A 15,791-nucleotide genomic window follows, 5' to 3' on the forward strand; every position below is an offset into this window, starting at 1 on the left:
GCGTATCGTCCGGGTGTTGCACCCGGGAAATTCAGCCACGAAGAAACTCCGCGACGAGTAAGGCCTGAAGGTTAGGACTCGTCGCGGCGGCTAAGAAGAAGGGAGGCAACCAGCACCCGATCAGGCTAGCACCCTGGACAGGGCGGTTCCTGCGCGCTCGGTCAGGCGACGACGAGCTGCACGCGGTAGCTGCCGAACAGCACGGCCGCACCTGCTGCGACCGCCGTCGCCGCGCCGGGGCTGAGCGGCATGGCAGCACCCGAGGCATCCAGAACGCTCACTCCGTTCGTAGAGTGCAGATCGGTGACGCGGATGCCGTCCCCCACCACCTCGATCAGCGCGTGCGTCTTCGACACGCTGCGCACCGGGTCGTCCACGGGGAGCAGCTCGGCACGCGTCCACGGCTCGAAGCGCACGGGATTGCGCCCGACGAGGAGGGATCCGTTCACGGGGATCCGCGCGCCCGTCGGCAGGATGACGAGCCAGGTGCGCGGCACAGGAGGCGTCTGCACGGCGGGCGCTGGCGGCGCGTTGAAGGACGGGAAGGAGGCGCCGCGACGTGGCATCCGCTCCGTGCGGGTGTCCGTGTCGTCGCGCGGAGGAACAAGCCCCGGCGGCGGCGTGATGAAACCCGACGTGTCCACCCGCGTCACTATACCGAGAGCGGGTGGCGCGTCGCGCGGCGGCGCCGAGGGGCGATCCGGAAGGCGGCGATCCTGCGCTGCAGCCAGGTGAGCCCGCTCAGGGTCGTTCCGACGTTTCGATCCACGCTCGACCACAGATCGCTCGCCGACTCCGGCGACACCGAGTCGCCGCCGAACACCGCGGCGTCCACTTCGGCGGCGAGCGACTCGATGCCGTCGGCTGAGAGGTCGAGCTTGCGCTGCGCCGCCTGGCCGCGGAGCATCCGCGCCGTCTGCAGCCTGGTGGCGGTCGACGGCGGCTTCAGACCGAGCTCCGTGTAGCGATCGACGAGCTCGCTCCAGGCTCCGGCCGCGGACCGGTCGCCGGGACCTCGCGACCGTCGGCGCCGACGATGCCTCTTGACCGCCAGGATGATGGTCAATGGCACGAAGTAGGCGAGCGCCAGCGCGAGCACGACTCCGCCCGCGTAGTACGCCCAGACCGGAACGGTGAAGCCGACGTCGTTGTCCTTCTTCTTCTTGCTGCTCTCGTTCTTCGTCTTGACCGGCGTGAGCAGGTCGTCGTCCTTCGGCACGGTCCGCGGCGGCTGACGCACCTGCGGCTGCGGCTCGATCTTCGGCTTGACGCTTTTCTCGAGGGGGGTGTCCATCTTGTCGGGCGTCGGGAAGAACGGCACCCATCCGACGCCCTCGAACGGGACTTCGACCCACGCGGTCACCTGATCGCCGGTGACCGTCGCGGTGCTGGATCCGTCCTTCACCGCCGGCTTGAACCCGAGGACCACGCGCGACGCGTATCCGAGATGACGGGCCATGAGCGCGAACGCCGTCGCGTATTGCTCCTGGTCGCCGACCATGGGCGAGGCGGTGAGCAGATCCGTCATGCGGGCCGCGCTCTCCCCCGCCGACGACGGCACGGGATCCGAGGCCAGGCCGTGGCTCAGGTATCCGAGCTTCTTCAGCGAGCGCTCGACGTTGCGCAGCTTCTGGATGGCCGTCGACGCCTTGGCCGCGTACTCCTCGGCCTTCGCGCCGATCGCGTCAGGAACGTTCGTCACCGACGCGAGCGGGACCGTCGCAACGGCGACGTCCTGCAGAGCGGTGTCGGAGGGGACCTTCAGCGTCGCGACGTCGATCGAGTAGCTGTCACCGCGGCTCAGGCGCTTCATGACCGCCGCGGATCCGCCCGACGTGTCGACGCGGGTGGACTGCGCCAGCGCATCCGCGTCGGGACCGGCGAATCCGAGACCGGTCGCATAGCCGGGCGTCGGCAGCCAGACGTCCGAGTATCCGTCGACGGTCACCGTCGCGGAGGACCTCGAGACCGACGAGTTGAGCGCCGAGACGGGGATGTCGCCTCCGTAGAGACGGAAGCCGCCTGAGCTGGCGCCGCCCTTCGCATCCGTCACCGACCACACCACGCCGTCGTAGCTGTCCATCGTGACGAGCCGCACGTACTGGCCCTGCCTGATGCCGTCGATCGTGAAGAGCTTCGTGTCCTTCAGCTCGCGCGTGTACTTGCGGAAGCCGGCCAGCGGCGCCGGGTACTGCAGCGGATCGAACGGAGGCTGAACGCTGTCCCGCACCACGACTCGGGATGCCGCGGGCGGCGCCACGAATGTTCCCCCGACGACGCCCACCACGAGAGCGCCGGTGAGGAGAGCTGCGGCGCTGCCGGCCGTCCGCCATGCACGTCGGGATCCGCCGGGGACCGCCGGACGGGCGGCACGCACACGCCAGCCGATCCAGACCAGACCGATCACCGCGAACGCCGCTCCTCGGGCGGTGGCGAACACCGGGTCCTTCGTTCCGAGGAGCACCGTCGCGACGAGGATCGCGGCGGGCCCGGCCGCCATCATCGCGACACGCGCGACCTGATGAGAGCCGGTGGGGCGCATCCGCACCGCGATCGACGCACCGACGAGCGAGGTCAGCCACGTCGCAGCGAACGGGATCACCCCGAGGTACGGAGGCGCCTGGAGCGGCGCGTGCAGTGTGACGGCATCGCTCCAGCCGAAGATCGCGCCCCTGCCGAGGTCGAGGATGCTCTCGAAGGTCGGCACGACGCCGTCGAGCCCCTCCCCCGGGATCGCGAACGCCGTGCCGAACAGCACGAACGCCGCAACGCCGAGCGCCGCGGTCGCGACCAACGGGAAACGCAGGAGTCGCGCGACGATGGCGCATCCGCCGCCGACGAGGATGCCGCCGCCCACGGCCAGCGCGTACGTGCCGGCGCCGAAGACGGTCTGGAATCCGATGGCGGCGATCACGGTGAGGACGACGAGGAAGGCGAGGTCGATCCATGCTGAAGCAGGAATGGCCCGATCACGTGCGACGTTCGCCCGGGTTCCGGTGCCCGCGGCCGTGACCGTTGCCCCGCTCATCGGCTCACCCTGTCCACGAGGCCGCTGAGCTGGTCCAGAGAGGGCAGGTCGACCACGGTGGCGCGTCCGACGCGGCGTTGTCCGGCGGGACGTTCGGGGGCGCATCGCAGGGCGATGATCCGGGTCTCCCCGCCGTACAGCGCAGACAGGGCGGCCACGTCCTCGTCGGGCGTGCACGATCCGACGGCCACGACCACCAGGCTCGGCGTCGCCGCGCGCATGCCGGCCACCCGGGCGAACTCCCGCAGCGAAGGGTGCAGGGAGTCGGTGGGGACGATCCGGCACGAGTCGTCGAGCAGCGAGACGTGCGTGCGAGTGCGGAGTGCGCCCGCCGTCGACCACGCCCGCATCGGCGTCTCGTCGCGGAGCGCTCCGACACCCACCGACGAGAAAGCGGACACCGCCAGCTCGAACTCGTCATCGGACGCGTAGTGCTCGCGTTCCGTGTCCATCAGGAGCAGCAGCTGGGAGCGCCGGGTCTCCTGGTACTGACGCACCATGAGGCGGCCCGTGCGTGCCGACGTGCGCCAGTGCACGTTGCGGATGTCATCCCCCGGCTCGTACTCGCGCAGGGCGTGGAAGGCCAGGTCGCTGTTCGACAGCAGGGCGGTCTCCTTGCCCTCCAGATCGCGCACCAGACCTTGGCTGCTCGAGGCGATCCTCACGACGACCGGATGCACGAACAGTTCGATGCGATCCGTCCACACGGATGCTCGTCGCAGAATCCCGAGCGCGTCACCGCGCACCGTCGTGGCCGGGCCCGCCACAACGACGGCCCGCCGCTGGGTGGGCACCGCGAACAGGTTCTCGTCCTCCGCGTCGGCGACCAGCCGCGGAACGACGAACTCGGCCACCGCTGCCCCCACGGGGAGCTCGAGACGGGTCGGCGCCGTCGGACGGCCGCCGGAGTTGCGCACGGTGAGGCGGCCGAGGGCGCGCTGTCCGGCCGTGACTCTGCGCGGCTCGAGCTCGGCCGAGACCTCGAACGACATGCGACCGATGAGGGAGAAGAGAGCGAGGGCGAACGCCGCGCACAGGGTGAGGCCGACGAAGACGAACTCTGCCCAGCCGAGAACGAAGGCGAGAACGAAGGCGACCGCCGCGGTGCCCAGCACAAGCCAGCCGACCGCGGTGACCGGAGCCAGAAAATGCGCGACCGCGCGCAGCACTGCGGCGAGACGGTTCGCGGCGCCACGCTCGACGCCGTCGACGCGCTCGGAACCATCGGCACGAGACAGACCAGTGCCCCTCTCGGCATCCTGGGTGACCTGCTGCGCGGAGGGCTGCGGAGATCCCGGGGTCTGCGGAGAAACGCCGGTCGGCGGTGCCGGTGGCGGTGGCGGGGCTGGGTGCGCCGCCGGCGGCGGGCTCGCGATGGTCGTCATGAGGCGTTGGTCATGCTGCTCGGTAGGCGGGTGGGTTGATGGTGGCGATGGCACGGGCGACGACGTCTTCCGCCGTCACCCCAGCGAACTCGGCCTCCGGATCCACGATCACACGATGCGCCAACACCGGAACAGCCAACTCCCGCACATCATCCGGAGTCACAAAGGTGCGACCAGCAGCAATCGCCCACGTCTTCGCCGCACGCGCCAACGCAAGAGCACCACGAATACTCACACCCAACGCCGCATCCTTATCAGCACGCGTCGCACTGACCAACTCGGACAGATACCCCATCACCGCACCATCCGTATGCACATCAGCCGCCAACTGCGACATCGTCGTCACCGACTCCGACGCGATAATCGCCGACACCGACGCCGCACGCGCACGATTCGAGGACTCCATCAACAACCGCACCGTCGTCTCATGATCCGGATACCCCAACGACGTCTTAATCAGAAACCGATCCAACTGCGCCTCAGGCAACGTGTACGTGCCCGCCTGCTCAATCGGATTCTGCGTCGCAATCACCATGAACGGACTGCCCACAGGATGGGAGACACCATCCACCGTGACAATGCCCTCCTCCATCACCTCCAGGAGCGCCGACTGGGTCTTCGGGGAGGCACGGTTGATCTCGTCCGCCAACACCACCGACGCGAAAATCGGACCCGGATGGAACTCGAAACGACCGTTCGACTGGTCGTAGATCGTCACACCCGTCACGTCGGACGGCAACAGATCCGGCGTGAACTGAACACGCGACTGCGTCCCCTGAATCGTGTTCGCCAACGCCTTCGCAAGAACCGTCTTCCCCGTACCAGGCACATCCTCCAAAAGCACATGACCACCCGACAACATCGCCGTCACGACAAGCTTGATCGCGTGCTCCTTCCCCAGGATCGCCTTGTCAACATTCGCCACCAACTGACCAAACGCACCAGCAAACCACGCCGCCTGCTCCTGAGATACCGCCATAATCCGTGTTCCTTACCTCGCGTCGGTGCAGAGCACCGGGTGTCTTTCGTCGTGGGTGATCGGCGGCCGGGTCATCCGACGCCCCAGCCGTTGGATGCCATGCCGTTCCAGGTCTTGCCAGACACCGACGGTGTCTTGGACAAGGTGCCGGTGATCTTCACCGCCACGTCCCAGCTCGCGACGGCAGTGTCGACCGATCCCGTGAGGCAGTAGTGTCCATCGCCTGACAGGTGCACGCTCACGGTGCCCTGGCTGCTGAACGCATCGCCGTTGTACAGCGCGGTCAGGTTGTAGGTGCCGCTCTTGAAGTTGCTGTACTGGATGCAGAGGAGATGACCCGGTGCACCGTACGGGTTCGTGCCGCCCTTCGCCATGGACACGGTGGGCGGCGGATCCGTCACGGAGATCGACTTCGAGGGTCCCGCAGAGCTGTAGTCGCCGCTGCCCGGGTTGTACGCACGGACCTGGAACGTATAGGTTCCGGCCCCCTTGCCGCTGAGCTTGACGCTGCGCGAGCTGCCCGTCGAGGTCCACGACCCGCTGTTCAGCTTGTACTGGTAGCTGATCGAGCCGCCGCCTGTGATCGTCGGCGCGCTCCAACTGGCGGTGAGAGTCGCCGGTGCGTATCCGCTCGAGGAGACGCTCAGGCTGCCAGGTGCGCCCGGCGTTCCGTACGGGGTGCGCGACGCGCTCGCGGACGAGTACGCGCCGTCGCCGTCGCTGTTGTGCCCTCGCACGACGAACGTATACGCGGTGCCGTTCGTGAGCCCGGTCACGGTGACCGTTCCCGGAGCTGTCGCCGTGACGGTCTTGACCGCTGAACCGCCCTTGCGGGCGACGATGTCATAGCGCGTAACGTTCAGGCCGTTGGCGGTGGCCGAGCCGAACTTCACTGTGACCGATCCGGATCCGGACGACACGATCGTGGGCGCCGCCGGAGCCGACGGCACGTCGTGGATGGTCACGCTCGCCGTTCCCGTGACGTTGCGGGTGGGATCCTTCGTCTCGTCCTGCACGGTGTACGAGATGCTGGCCGTTCCGGTGCCTGCACCGGACTTCACCACGACCGAGATCGTGCTCGACGTGCTTTGCAACGTGACGCCGGACGGAGCGTTGACGAGCTTCGCGCTCACGATGGTGAGCGGCGTCGTGAACGGGTTGGACCAGTAAGTGGAGCTCACCGCCTGCAGGGTCACCGTCTTGTTGCGCATCGTGGATGCCGACGGCTTGGTCTTCTGTGTCGCCAATGCCTTGGTCGAGCTCACGATCATCACGTTGACCGTGCCGCTGATCGTGAACGTGTCGGACTTCACCTGCACGGTCAGCGGAATCACCGACGTCGAGGGTTTGGCGGACGTGGGGGCGGACACCGTGAGGATCGAGTCCTTGACCGCTGCCTTCAGACTCGTGTTGGGATTCTTCAGCCCGCTGTACGTGACGGCGGCAAGGATCTTCGCGTTCGGATGCGACGTCGACTTCCTCAGGTCGATCGTCTTCGCCGCGTCACCCGCGCCGACCTTGATGGTGGGCGGCGTCGTGAAGGTGGGCGGGATGTCCGACTGGTCGGAGCGGCCCACAGTGAAGTTCAGCGTCAGCTTCGTCGTGCGGTCGCTGGTCGCATCCTCTTCCTTGCCGTCGTCCACGGTGAACGTGATCGACGCCGGACCGCGGAAGTCCTTCTTCGCGGCGAAGGCGACGGACTGTCCGGCGGTTCCGGTCGCGCTGCCACCCGTTGCCGTCGCCGTGCCGGTGATCTTCGCGGCGCGACCGGACGGCACCGTCACGAGGTCGGTGAGCTTCCAGGTCTTCGTGCCGTTCATGTCGACGAACTGCGCGGCCAGGCCGGACTTGATGTGGGGCGGCGCCGTCGTCACCGGCGGCTTCTTCGTCGGCGTCGGCGTCGGTTCCGGCTTCTTCGAGGGCGTGGTCGTGCCCTTCGGGGTGGGTTTCGGTGCGTTGGTCGGCTTCGAGGTCGCCGTCTTCGTCGGTGCTGCCGTCGGCTGATCGCGCGCCGCGGCATCCTTCGAGGCGTGCACGGGAGAACGCGGCACGACGATGAACGCCGACCCGGTGAGACCGGTCTGCTGGTCGGTGACGCCGTACGTGATGGTGGTGCGCGCGTCGCCCAGCCGCACGGTGACGAGCCCGTCGCCAACCTGTGCACGAGAGGACTCGGGGCCTGAGACGCTCACCTTCAGGTCGGAGGCCAGCCCGGACGGATTCACCGCACCCGCCCGCGCGTCGACGGTGACCGTGTCGTGGCCGTGCGCATCGTCGACGATGTGGTCAACGGCCGTCGGATACTGCGGCTTGGCCTTGTCGCTCACCGTGACCTGGATGACGGCGCTCGCCTGCCCGCCCTGGCCGTTCGCGATGCTGTAGCCGACGAGGTACGCGCCCTCCTTCTGGGGCGCGCGAACGATGACGAGGGATCCGTGAGCGGATGCCTGAACACCCTCGTCCACGCTGCCCAGCTTCTTGACGAGCGAGATCGGGTAGCCGTTCGGGTCCGAGTCGTTCGCCAGCACAGGGATCGACACGGTCCTGCCCGGCTTGACCTCGACTTTGTCGTTCACGGCGACCGGCGGGCTCAGCGTCTCGGGACGCGGGATCACACCGACGCGCACCGTGCCCGTCGCCTTCTTGCCCAGGGCGTCCACGACCGTATAGCCGAACTCGTCGGTGCCGCCGGATCCGGGATACGCCTGGTAGGTGAACGACGTGCTGGTGGTGGCGGTGATCCGTCCCAGCTTCGGATCGGCTTCGACACCCGAGAACACCACGGAGTCGCCGTCGGGATCGATGCCCGACAACGGAACTGTCACAGGCAGCGCGGATCCGGCGAACGCCCGCACGGTCAACGGCTTGGGTGCCGGCGGACGGTTCTTGGCCGCGTTCATCGCCGTCACCTGGATGGCGACGGTCGCCTGGGCGGTCTGGCCGTAGTCGTCCGTGATGCGGTACGACACGCTGTACTGGCCGGGAGCCGTTGGCGCCTGGTAGCGCAGGAGCGACCCGCTCACGAACGCGGTCGCAGACTTGCCGGCCTGCGAGACATCCGCAAGCTCCGGCATCAGCGAGAACGACTCGTCGTCGGGTGAGACGTCGTTGTCCAGCACCGGGATGCTGACGATGTCGCCGACGCGGACGACGGCCGTGTCATCCACGGCGACAGGCGGCTGGTGGGTGACGAGCGGGGCCGCAGGCATCACGACGATGGCGGACGAGGCGCTGTGCAGCCCATCCGAGATCGTGTATGTGAGCTGCACCTGTGACGGCAGCAGCGAGTCGGATGTCAGCTTGATGTACGCGTTGTCCAGCACCTCGACGTTGATGCCTTGCGAGACGACATCCAGGCCCTTGGCGACGGACTGCACGACGAGCACGCGCCCGGCGGGCGAGATGTCGTTGTCCAGCGCCGCCACGGTCGTGGATGTGCCGGGGCGCACGTAGGCGACGTCCGTGACGGCGATGGGCGGGGCATCCTTCTGCGCAGCTGCCACGTCGACGCGGATGAGCCCCGGCACGGTCTTGGAGCCGGCACCCAGCGTGTACTTCACGTAGTACGTGCCGGACGTCGTCGCGCTGAAGTCCACGGTGCCGTTGTCGGCGTCCGCGGAGAGGATGGCGCCCGACGGACCCTCGTCCGCGGCCGCCCCGACGAGACTGAGCGGCTGTCCGGACGGCGAACGGTCGTTCTGCAGCGGAGACACGGTGACGTGCTGACCCGGCTGGGCGGTGACGAAGTCGGGTGTGGCGACCGGATCCAGCGACCCTGCCGGCTTGACCGTCACATCCAGTTCGCCGGTCGCGCTCTTGCGCCCGTCCGAGACCGTGACCGTCACGGTCTTCGCCCCGGACTGGGCGGTCGTGTTCTCGTACGTGACGGTGCCGTCGGGCGTGAAGCTCACGGTGTCGCCCGTCGAAGTGGCGGACGACACCAGCGTCAGCTGATCGCCGTCGGGGTCGAGCCAGTCGTCGAGCACGTTGTACGAGACCCGCTGCCCGACCTCCATGCTCACCGCGCTCGCTCGCGCCGTCGCGGGTGCGTCGTTCTCGGAGTCCGGTCGCACTGTCGCGACGACCTGGGCGTGCGACGTGCCGCCCCGACCATCGGTCACGGTGTACTGGAACGCGATGCCGCCGGTGAGCTCGGAAACCGGCGTGAGCTGCAACGCCCGGCCGCCATCGATGGCCACGAGCGACCCCTGCGATGCCGAGATGGGTGTGACGTCCATGATCGTGAGCACGTCGCCGTCGGGATCCGTGTCGTTGGACAGCACCGGCAGGATCGTCGAACGCCCGGCCCTGATGCCGTACGTGTCTGGCACGGCCGTCGGCGGCCGATTCGTCGCGGTGCGCTGCGCCAGGGTGTCGATGTAGGACTGCACGATCGGCTTGTCCTGGCCGTCCTGGCTCTGCGTCTCGGTGTCGTCGGGATGCGTGACGGTCCAGTTGCTCACGAGGTGCATGCGGGATGCCACGCTCCACACGTCGCCGGTACGCACGTTGTTGAGCGCGATCACACCGTGGTTCACGCGGAATCGCAGGTCGGCGCCCGTCACGGCCTGCTCGATGTGCTGGGCCTGCGCCGGCTTACCGTCGCACGCGTAGAGGTACCTGGCGGTACCGGCCCAGGCGCCGTACGCGCAGCCGTTCAGCCACACCGGCGCCGAGACGCCAGAGGGATCGGTCAACGTCGCGGATCCGCCCGAGCCGATCGTGGTGACCTCGCCGCCCTTCAGCGGCACCTCCATGAGCGAGTTGCCCGATGCCACGACCACGCGGTCGCTCGCCTCGCTCGTCTGCTGCAGCTGGAGGCCCTTGGCGGGAAGCGTCACGGCTGTTCCGTCGGCGGTGCGGATGCGACGCCCGGCCTTGTCGAGCACCACGGCGGTGTCACCGACCGCCGTCAGCTGGAACGAGGGCGCGACGCGGAACGAACGCGCGGATCCGCTCGCACCCGGATGATCGAACGCGATCAGCCTGCCGTCGGCCGGCGACACGGCGAACGCCTTGCCACTGGACGCGACGACGACCGCCGCGTGCTTGCCGAGACGCGCCGTCGGCTTCGTCTTCGCCGGGTCGAAGGAGAGGCGCCCCGAGGCGTCGAGCAGCCACAGCTTCCCCTGCCGAGACAGCACTGCAACGGTGTCACCGCCGTACGAGACAGCGGCACCGGCCGGGATCGTGACGCGGTTCGTCAGGGTCGAGTACGCCTGGTCGACTCTCTCGAGCGTGCCGTTCTGCCGGTCGGCGAGGAAGTACGCTCCGCCGTTCTGCAGCACGTCGAGGTTCTTCGACGCCGCTGCGACAGAGGTGTCGAGCTCGTCGATCTGGTGGTTCAGCCGACCGACGCGCAGCGCGTCGCCGTTCGTCACCCAGACGTCACGCGACTGAAGGTCGACATCCTCGGCCGGGAATCCCTGATGCACGACCGCAAGCGTCACGGGCAACGCCGCGACAAGGGCGATCAGGATGAGCGACGACAGCGTTTTGTGCGCGCGGATCCACGCCGAAAGGGCGGAGAGCATCGGGTTCTGGCCCCCTGGGTGGACGAGGTCGGACGGGATGGCTTCGCGCTCCCCCGAGCCGTGCCTGAAAGCAGGCTAGCACGCAGCTGAATGCGGGACGAACCGAGCTGTCTGCCCACTCACCCGTCGCGGGTCACGGCCTCGAGCGTCACGTCGTCACGGGTCGGTCCGTCACGGGTCACGACCGCCGAAGCATCCGGGAGCACGCGCTCAGCTCGACGCGGCTCCCGGCTTGCGACTCCTCGTGAACCGATAGGACGCGATGCGACGGCGGAGCCATCCGGCAGAGGTCGACACGGAACTGCGGATCTGCTCAACCCGCTGCCACAACTGCGAGCTGCGCTCGTCGGAGACGATCGTGCCGTCGAAGACGGCGGCATCCGCCTCCCCGGCGATGCTGCTCAACGCGTCGGCCTCCAGGGGGATGCCCTGCTCGGCGGACTGCGTCTGGAGCGCCGCGGCCGTCTGCCGACGCGTCGCGACGGAGGGAACGCGATAGCCCAGCTCCCCGAACGTGTCGACGAGTTCGTCCCACGCTCCTGCGGCCTGACGGTCGCCGGGGCCTCGGGCCCGGCGTCGCCGCCGCCGTCGTTTCCGCACCGCGACGACGAGCATCGGGACGAACACCGCCGCCGCGACGATCAGCACACCCCCGGACGCGTAGTACGTCCACACCGGGAAGGAGAAGACGGTCTTGTCCTTCGGCGGCTTGGTGTCCTTCGTCTTCACCGGCGTGAGCAGGTCGTCCGCCTTCGGCGGCGTGTTCGGAGGCTGACGCACCTGCGGCTGCGGCTGCAGCTTCGGCTTGACGGTCTGGTCCTTCGGCGCATCCGTCTTGGTCGGAGTGGGGAAGAACGGCACCCAGCCGACGCCCTGGAACGCCACCTCGTCCCACGCGGTGATGTCGTCGCCGGTGTAGGTCACGGTGCCCTTGCCGTCGCTGTGCGCCTTGAAGCCCATCACCACGCGCACCGGATAGCCCAGGTGCCTTGCCATGAGCGCGAACGCCGACGTGTACTGCTCCTGGTCGCCCACCATCGGCGTCTTCTGCAGCAGATCGTTCATGCGGTCGGCGCCCTCGCCGGCACGGGACGGCACCGGATCCGTCGCCCTTCCGTGGCTGAGGTAGCCGAGCTTCTTCAGCGACCGCTCGATGTTGCGCAGCTTCTGGATGGCGCTGGCCGAACCGCCCGCGTACTCCTCCGCCTTCGACGCGATCACGTCGGGCACGTTCGTCACGCTCGGCATCGCGAGCGTCGCGACGGGGACGTTCTTCAGCGCCTTGTCGTTCGGGATCTTCTGCGCGGTCGCCTGCACCGTGTACGTCATGCCGCGGGACACTCCACTCGTCACGGCGGTCGTGCCGGTCGCGGTGTTCACGCGAACCGTCTCGCGCGGATCCGCATTGCCCGCGGACTCGTCGAACTCGAGGTTGTTCGTGTAGCCGAGCGTCGGCAGCCACACGTTGTCGTAGCCGAGCACCGAGAATGTGGAGGTGGAGGTCGCACCGGCCGTGAACAGCGACGGCGACGGGATCGTGCTCCCGAGCAGCTCGAAACTGCCGGAGCCGTTCGTCTGCTCGCCTGGGCCGGTGACGCTCCAGACGATGCCGTCGTAGCTGTCCATGGTGGCCATCCGCACGAGCGTGCCGCTCGGGATGTTCGTGGCCGAGAACAGCTTCGTCTTGCGCAGGTCGTTCGCGTACTTGCGGAACGAGGCCAGCGGTGCCGGGTAGTCGAGCGGATCGAACGGCGGCTGAACGGCATCCCGCACCACGAAGCGTTGCGAGGATGCCGGGGCCGTGATCGTGCCCAATGCGCCGCCGGCGACGACCGCGACGGCCACCACGACCGCGGATCCAACGATCGCACGCCGCGTGAGGCCGCTGTCGGTGGCGATCGAACGCTTGGACGAGCGGATGCGCCACCCCAGCCAGCACAGCGCGATGACGGCGAACGCGATCCCGCGCACGCCTGCGAACACGCTGTCCCGGGTGCCGAGGAGGATGCTCGCGAGGAACAGCAGTGTCGGCCCGGCGACGAGGAGCGCGGCCCGCAGCGTCGCGCGGCGTCCGCGGGACGGCATCCGCACGGCGACGGAGACACACACGAGCGAGACGACCAGTGCCGCCGCGAAGGGCACGACCGCGAGGTACGGCGGCGCCTCCAGCGGGGCGCGCAGGGTGACGGCATCCGACCAGCCGAAGACGGCGCCGGTGGCCAGGTCGCCCAGCGAGGTGAGAGTGGGGACCACGACCACCAGTCCCTCGCCTGGCAGGGCGAGGGCGGTGCCGAAGAGGAAGTAGGCCACGATGCCCGCAAGCACTGTCATCGGCATCGCAACGCGGAACAGGGCGCATGCCAGGGCGACAGCGGAGCCGACGACGAGACCGCCGAACCCGGAGACGAGGTAGCCCAGGTGCCCGAAAGCAGTGGCGAAGCCGAGGATCGCGATGCCGGCGAGCACCACGAACACGCCGAGATCGACCCAGACGGACGCCGTCAGCGTTCCGATCCGGCCGGCCCGCCCTGCCGTCGTGTTCGTGCGTGTCGCACCGGCCGCGGGCATGGCGGCCGTCGGGGTCGCGGCCGTCATCGTCCTGCCCTCTGCAGCAGACCCGCGAGCTCGGGCAGCGCTGTCACGGTGGCCACGACGGCGTTGCCCACCTTGCGCAGCCCCGGGTCCTCGTCCACAGCGGTGCGCACGACGATCACCGGCGTGTCCGTCGGGTACAGCGTGGACAGCGCGTGCAGTTCCTTGTGCGTCGCGGTACTGCCCACCACCGCGATGACGAGGCTCGGGTCGGGCAGTCGTGCGCCGATCGTGCGCGCGAATTCGCGCAGCGAGCCGTAGCGGCTGTCGATCTGCTGGATGCGGCACGTGTCGTCGAGCAGCGTCATCGGGGTCCGCTCGCGCAGGCGCGCGTTCTCCCACACCACGTCGAGCTCGGACTCCTCCGCCGCCACCTCGACGGCGATGGACGCGAGCACCGACACGGCGAGCTCGAACTCGTCGTCGGAGACGTAGAACCGTCGGTCGGCGCTCATCAGCAGGAGCAGCTGCGAACGACGTGTCTCCTGATATTGGCGCACCATGAGCTGACCGGTGCGCGCTGAGCTGCGCCAATGCACGTTGCGGATGTCGTCACCCGGCTCGTACGACCGCAGCGCGTGGAACGCGAGGTCACTGTCCGTGATGGCCTTCGTGGTCTGACCCTCGAGGTCCTTCACCAGGCCGCGGGCCGTGGCGGCGATCCGCGTGATCTTCGGATGCACGAACAGTTCGACCTGCTCCGTCCACGTGGTGGTGCGGCGCAGCAGACCGAGCTGGTCGCCGCGGACGCTGACCGCGGGGCCCGCGACGATGAGGGCACGGCGCTCGGTCGGGATTGCGAAGAGGTTCTCGTCTTCCGCTCCCGGCGCCAGCCTGGGCACGACGAACTCGGCGAGGCCCTCGCCGACGGCGAGCTCCATGCGGGTGGGCAGCACGGGCCGGTGTCCGGTGTTGACGACCTCCATGCGGCCCATCGCGCGGTCTCCGGCCGTGACGCGACGAGGGTTGAGCTCGATGGCGACCCGGTAGGTGGCGCGACCGAACAGGTAGCCGCACGCCGCGAGCATCCCCGCGGCCAGGGCGAAGCCGATGTACGCGAACTCGGCCCAGCCGAGCACGAAGGCGAGTGCGAACGAGACGACGGCGGAGCCGACGACGATCCAGCCGAGCGGCGTGATCGTCCTCGCAGCACCGATGACGACGGTCAACGGCACGTCGATGAGCCGGCGCAGCGCACGCCAGATCGCCGCCAGCCCACCCAGGAGCGCGCGCAACAGCTCCCGCAGGGCGAAGGATGCCTGCGAGCCCGTGCGCTGCCCTGCCGTCGTCACGTTGGTCATGCTGCTCGGTAGGCGGGTGGATTGACGGTGGCGATAGCACGCGAGACGACGTCTTCCGCCGTCACCCCAGCGAACTCGGCCTCCGGATCCACGATCACACGATGCGCCAACACCGGAACAGCCAACTCCCGCACATCATCCGGCGTCACATACGTGCGACCTGCAGCAATCGCCCACGTCTTCGCCGCACGCGCCAACGCCAACGCACCACGAATACTCACACCCAACGCCGCATCCTTATCAACACGCGTCGCAGACACCAACTCGGACAGATACCCCATCACCGCACCATCCGCATGCACATCAGCCGCCAACTGCGACATCGTCGTCACCGACTCCGACGCAATAATCGCCGACACCGACGCCGCACGCGCACGATTCGAAGACTCCATCAACAACCGCACCGTCGTCTCATGATCCGGATACCCCAACGACGTCTTAATCAGAAACCGATCCAACTGCGCCTCCGGCAACGTATACGTCCCCGCCTGCTCGATCGGATTCTGCGTCGCAATCACCATGAACGGACTGCCCACCGGATGGGAGACACCATCCACCGTGACGATGCCCTCCTCCATCACCTCCAGGAGCGCCGACTGGGTCTTCGGGGAGGCACGGTTGATCTCGTCCGCCAACACCACCGACGCGAAAATCGGACCCGGATGGAACTCGAAACGACCGTTCGACTGGTCGTAGATAGTCACACCCGTCACGTCGGACGGCAACAGATCCGGCGTGAACTGAACACGCGACTGCGTCCCCTGAATCGTGTTCGCCAACGCCTTCGCAAGAACCGTCTTCCCCGTACCAGGCACATCCTCCAAAAGCACATGACCACCCGACAACATCGCCGTCACGACAAGCTTGATCGCGTGCTCCTTCCCCAGGATCGCCTTGTCAACGTTCGCCACCAACTGACCAAACGCACCAGCAAACCACGCCGCCTGCTCCGCAGTCACTGCCATGGTGATC

8 protein-coding genes are annotated in these 15,791 nt (G+C 68.2%); all 8 read right to left on the reverse strand.

What is annotated here, in order from left to right:
- Positions 1-161: 161 nt before the first annotated feature.
- Positions 162-644, reverse strand: coding sequence for an FHA domain-containing protein (locus ACX9R5_RS14050; RefSeq protein WP_459409642.1), 483 nt, complete (start codon positions 642-644; stop codon positions 162-164).
- Positions 645-652: 8 nt separating this feature from the next.
- On the reverse strand, positions 653-3,028 hold the full coding sequence (locus tag ACX9R5_RS14055; RefSeq protein ID WP_459409643.1) for a transglutaminase-like domain-containing protein: 2,376 nt from the start codon (positions 3,026-3,028) through the stop codon (positions 653-655).
- Positions 3,025-4,413, reverse strand: coding sequence for a DUF58 domain-containing protein (locus tag ACX9R5_RS14060; RefSeq protein WP_459409644.1), 1,389 nt, complete (start codon positions 4,411-4,413; stop codon positions 3,025-3,027). The genes ACX9R5_RS14055 and ACX9R5_RS14060 overlap by 4 nt, the downstream gene beginning before the upstream one ends.
- Positions 4,414-4,423: 10 nt before the next feature.
- Positions 4,424-5,392, reverse strand: a complete 969-nt coding sequence (locus ACX9R5_RS14065; protein ID WP_459409645.1) for an AAA family ATPase — start codon at positions 5,390-5,392, stop codon at positions 4,424-4,426.
- A gap of 71 nt (positions 5,393-5,463) precedes the next feature.
- Positions 5,464-10,926: an Ig-like domain-containing protein gene (locus ACX9R5_RS14070; protein WP_459409646.1), complete on the reverse strand. Its 5,463-nt coding sequence runs from the start codon at positions 10,924-10,926 to the stop codon at positions 5,464-5,466.
- A gap of 210 nt (positions 10,927-11,136) precedes the next feature.
- Positions 11,137-13,521: a transglutaminase-like domain-containing protein gene (locus ACX9R5_RS14075; protein ID WP_459409647.1), complete on the reverse strand. Its 2,385-nt coding sequence runs from the start codon at positions 13,519-13,521 to the stop codon at positions 11,137-11,139.
- Entirely contained in the window at positions 13,518-14,819 is a 1,302-nt protein-coding gene (locus ACX9R5_RS14080; protein WP_459409648.1) for a DUF58 domain-containing protein, read from the reverse strand. Before ACX9R5_RS14080 ends, ACX9R5_RS14075 begins: the two co-directional genes overlap by 4 nt.
- Positions 14,816-15,778, reverse strand: a complete 963-nt coding sequence (locus ACX9R5_RS14085; RefSeq protein WP_459409692.1) for an AAA family ATPase — start codon at positions 15,776-15,778, stop codon at positions 14,816-14,818. Before ACX9R5_RS14085 ends, ACX9R5_RS14080 begins: the two co-directional genes overlap by 4 nt.
- Positions 15,779-15,791 lie beyond the last annotated feature (13 nt).

Source organism: Rathayibacter sp. CAU 1779 (assembly GCF_054551755.1).

Excerpts from the sequence above, each read along its gene's own strand:
- ACX9R5_RS14055 (WP_459409643.1), bottom strand. The coding sequence starts at position 3,028 with ATGAGCGGGGCAACGGTCACGGCCGCGGGCACCGGAACCCGGGCGAAC.
- ACX9R5_RS14075 (WP_459409647.1), bottom strand. The coding sequence starts at position 13,521 with ATGACGGCCGCGACCCCGACGGCCGCCATGCCCGCGGCCGGTGCGACA.
- ACX9R5_RS14070 (WP_459409646.1), bottom strand. The coding sequence starts at position 10,926 with ATGCTCTCCGCCCTTTCGGCGTGGATCCGCGCGCACAAAACGCTGTCG.
- ACX9R5_RS14080 (WP_459409648.1), bottom strand. The coding sequence starts at position 14,819 with ATGACCAACGTGACGACGGCAGGGCAGCGCACGGGCTCGCAGGCATCC.
- ACX9R5_RS14060 (WP_459409644.1), bottom strand. The coding sequence starts at position 4,413 with ATGACGACCATCGCGAGCCCGCCGCCGGCGGCGCACCCAGCCCCGCCA.
- ACX9R5_RS14065 (WP_459409645.1), bottom strand. The coding sequence starts at position 5,392 with ATGGCGGTATCTCAGGAGCAGGCGGCGTGGTTTGCTGGTGCGTTTGGT.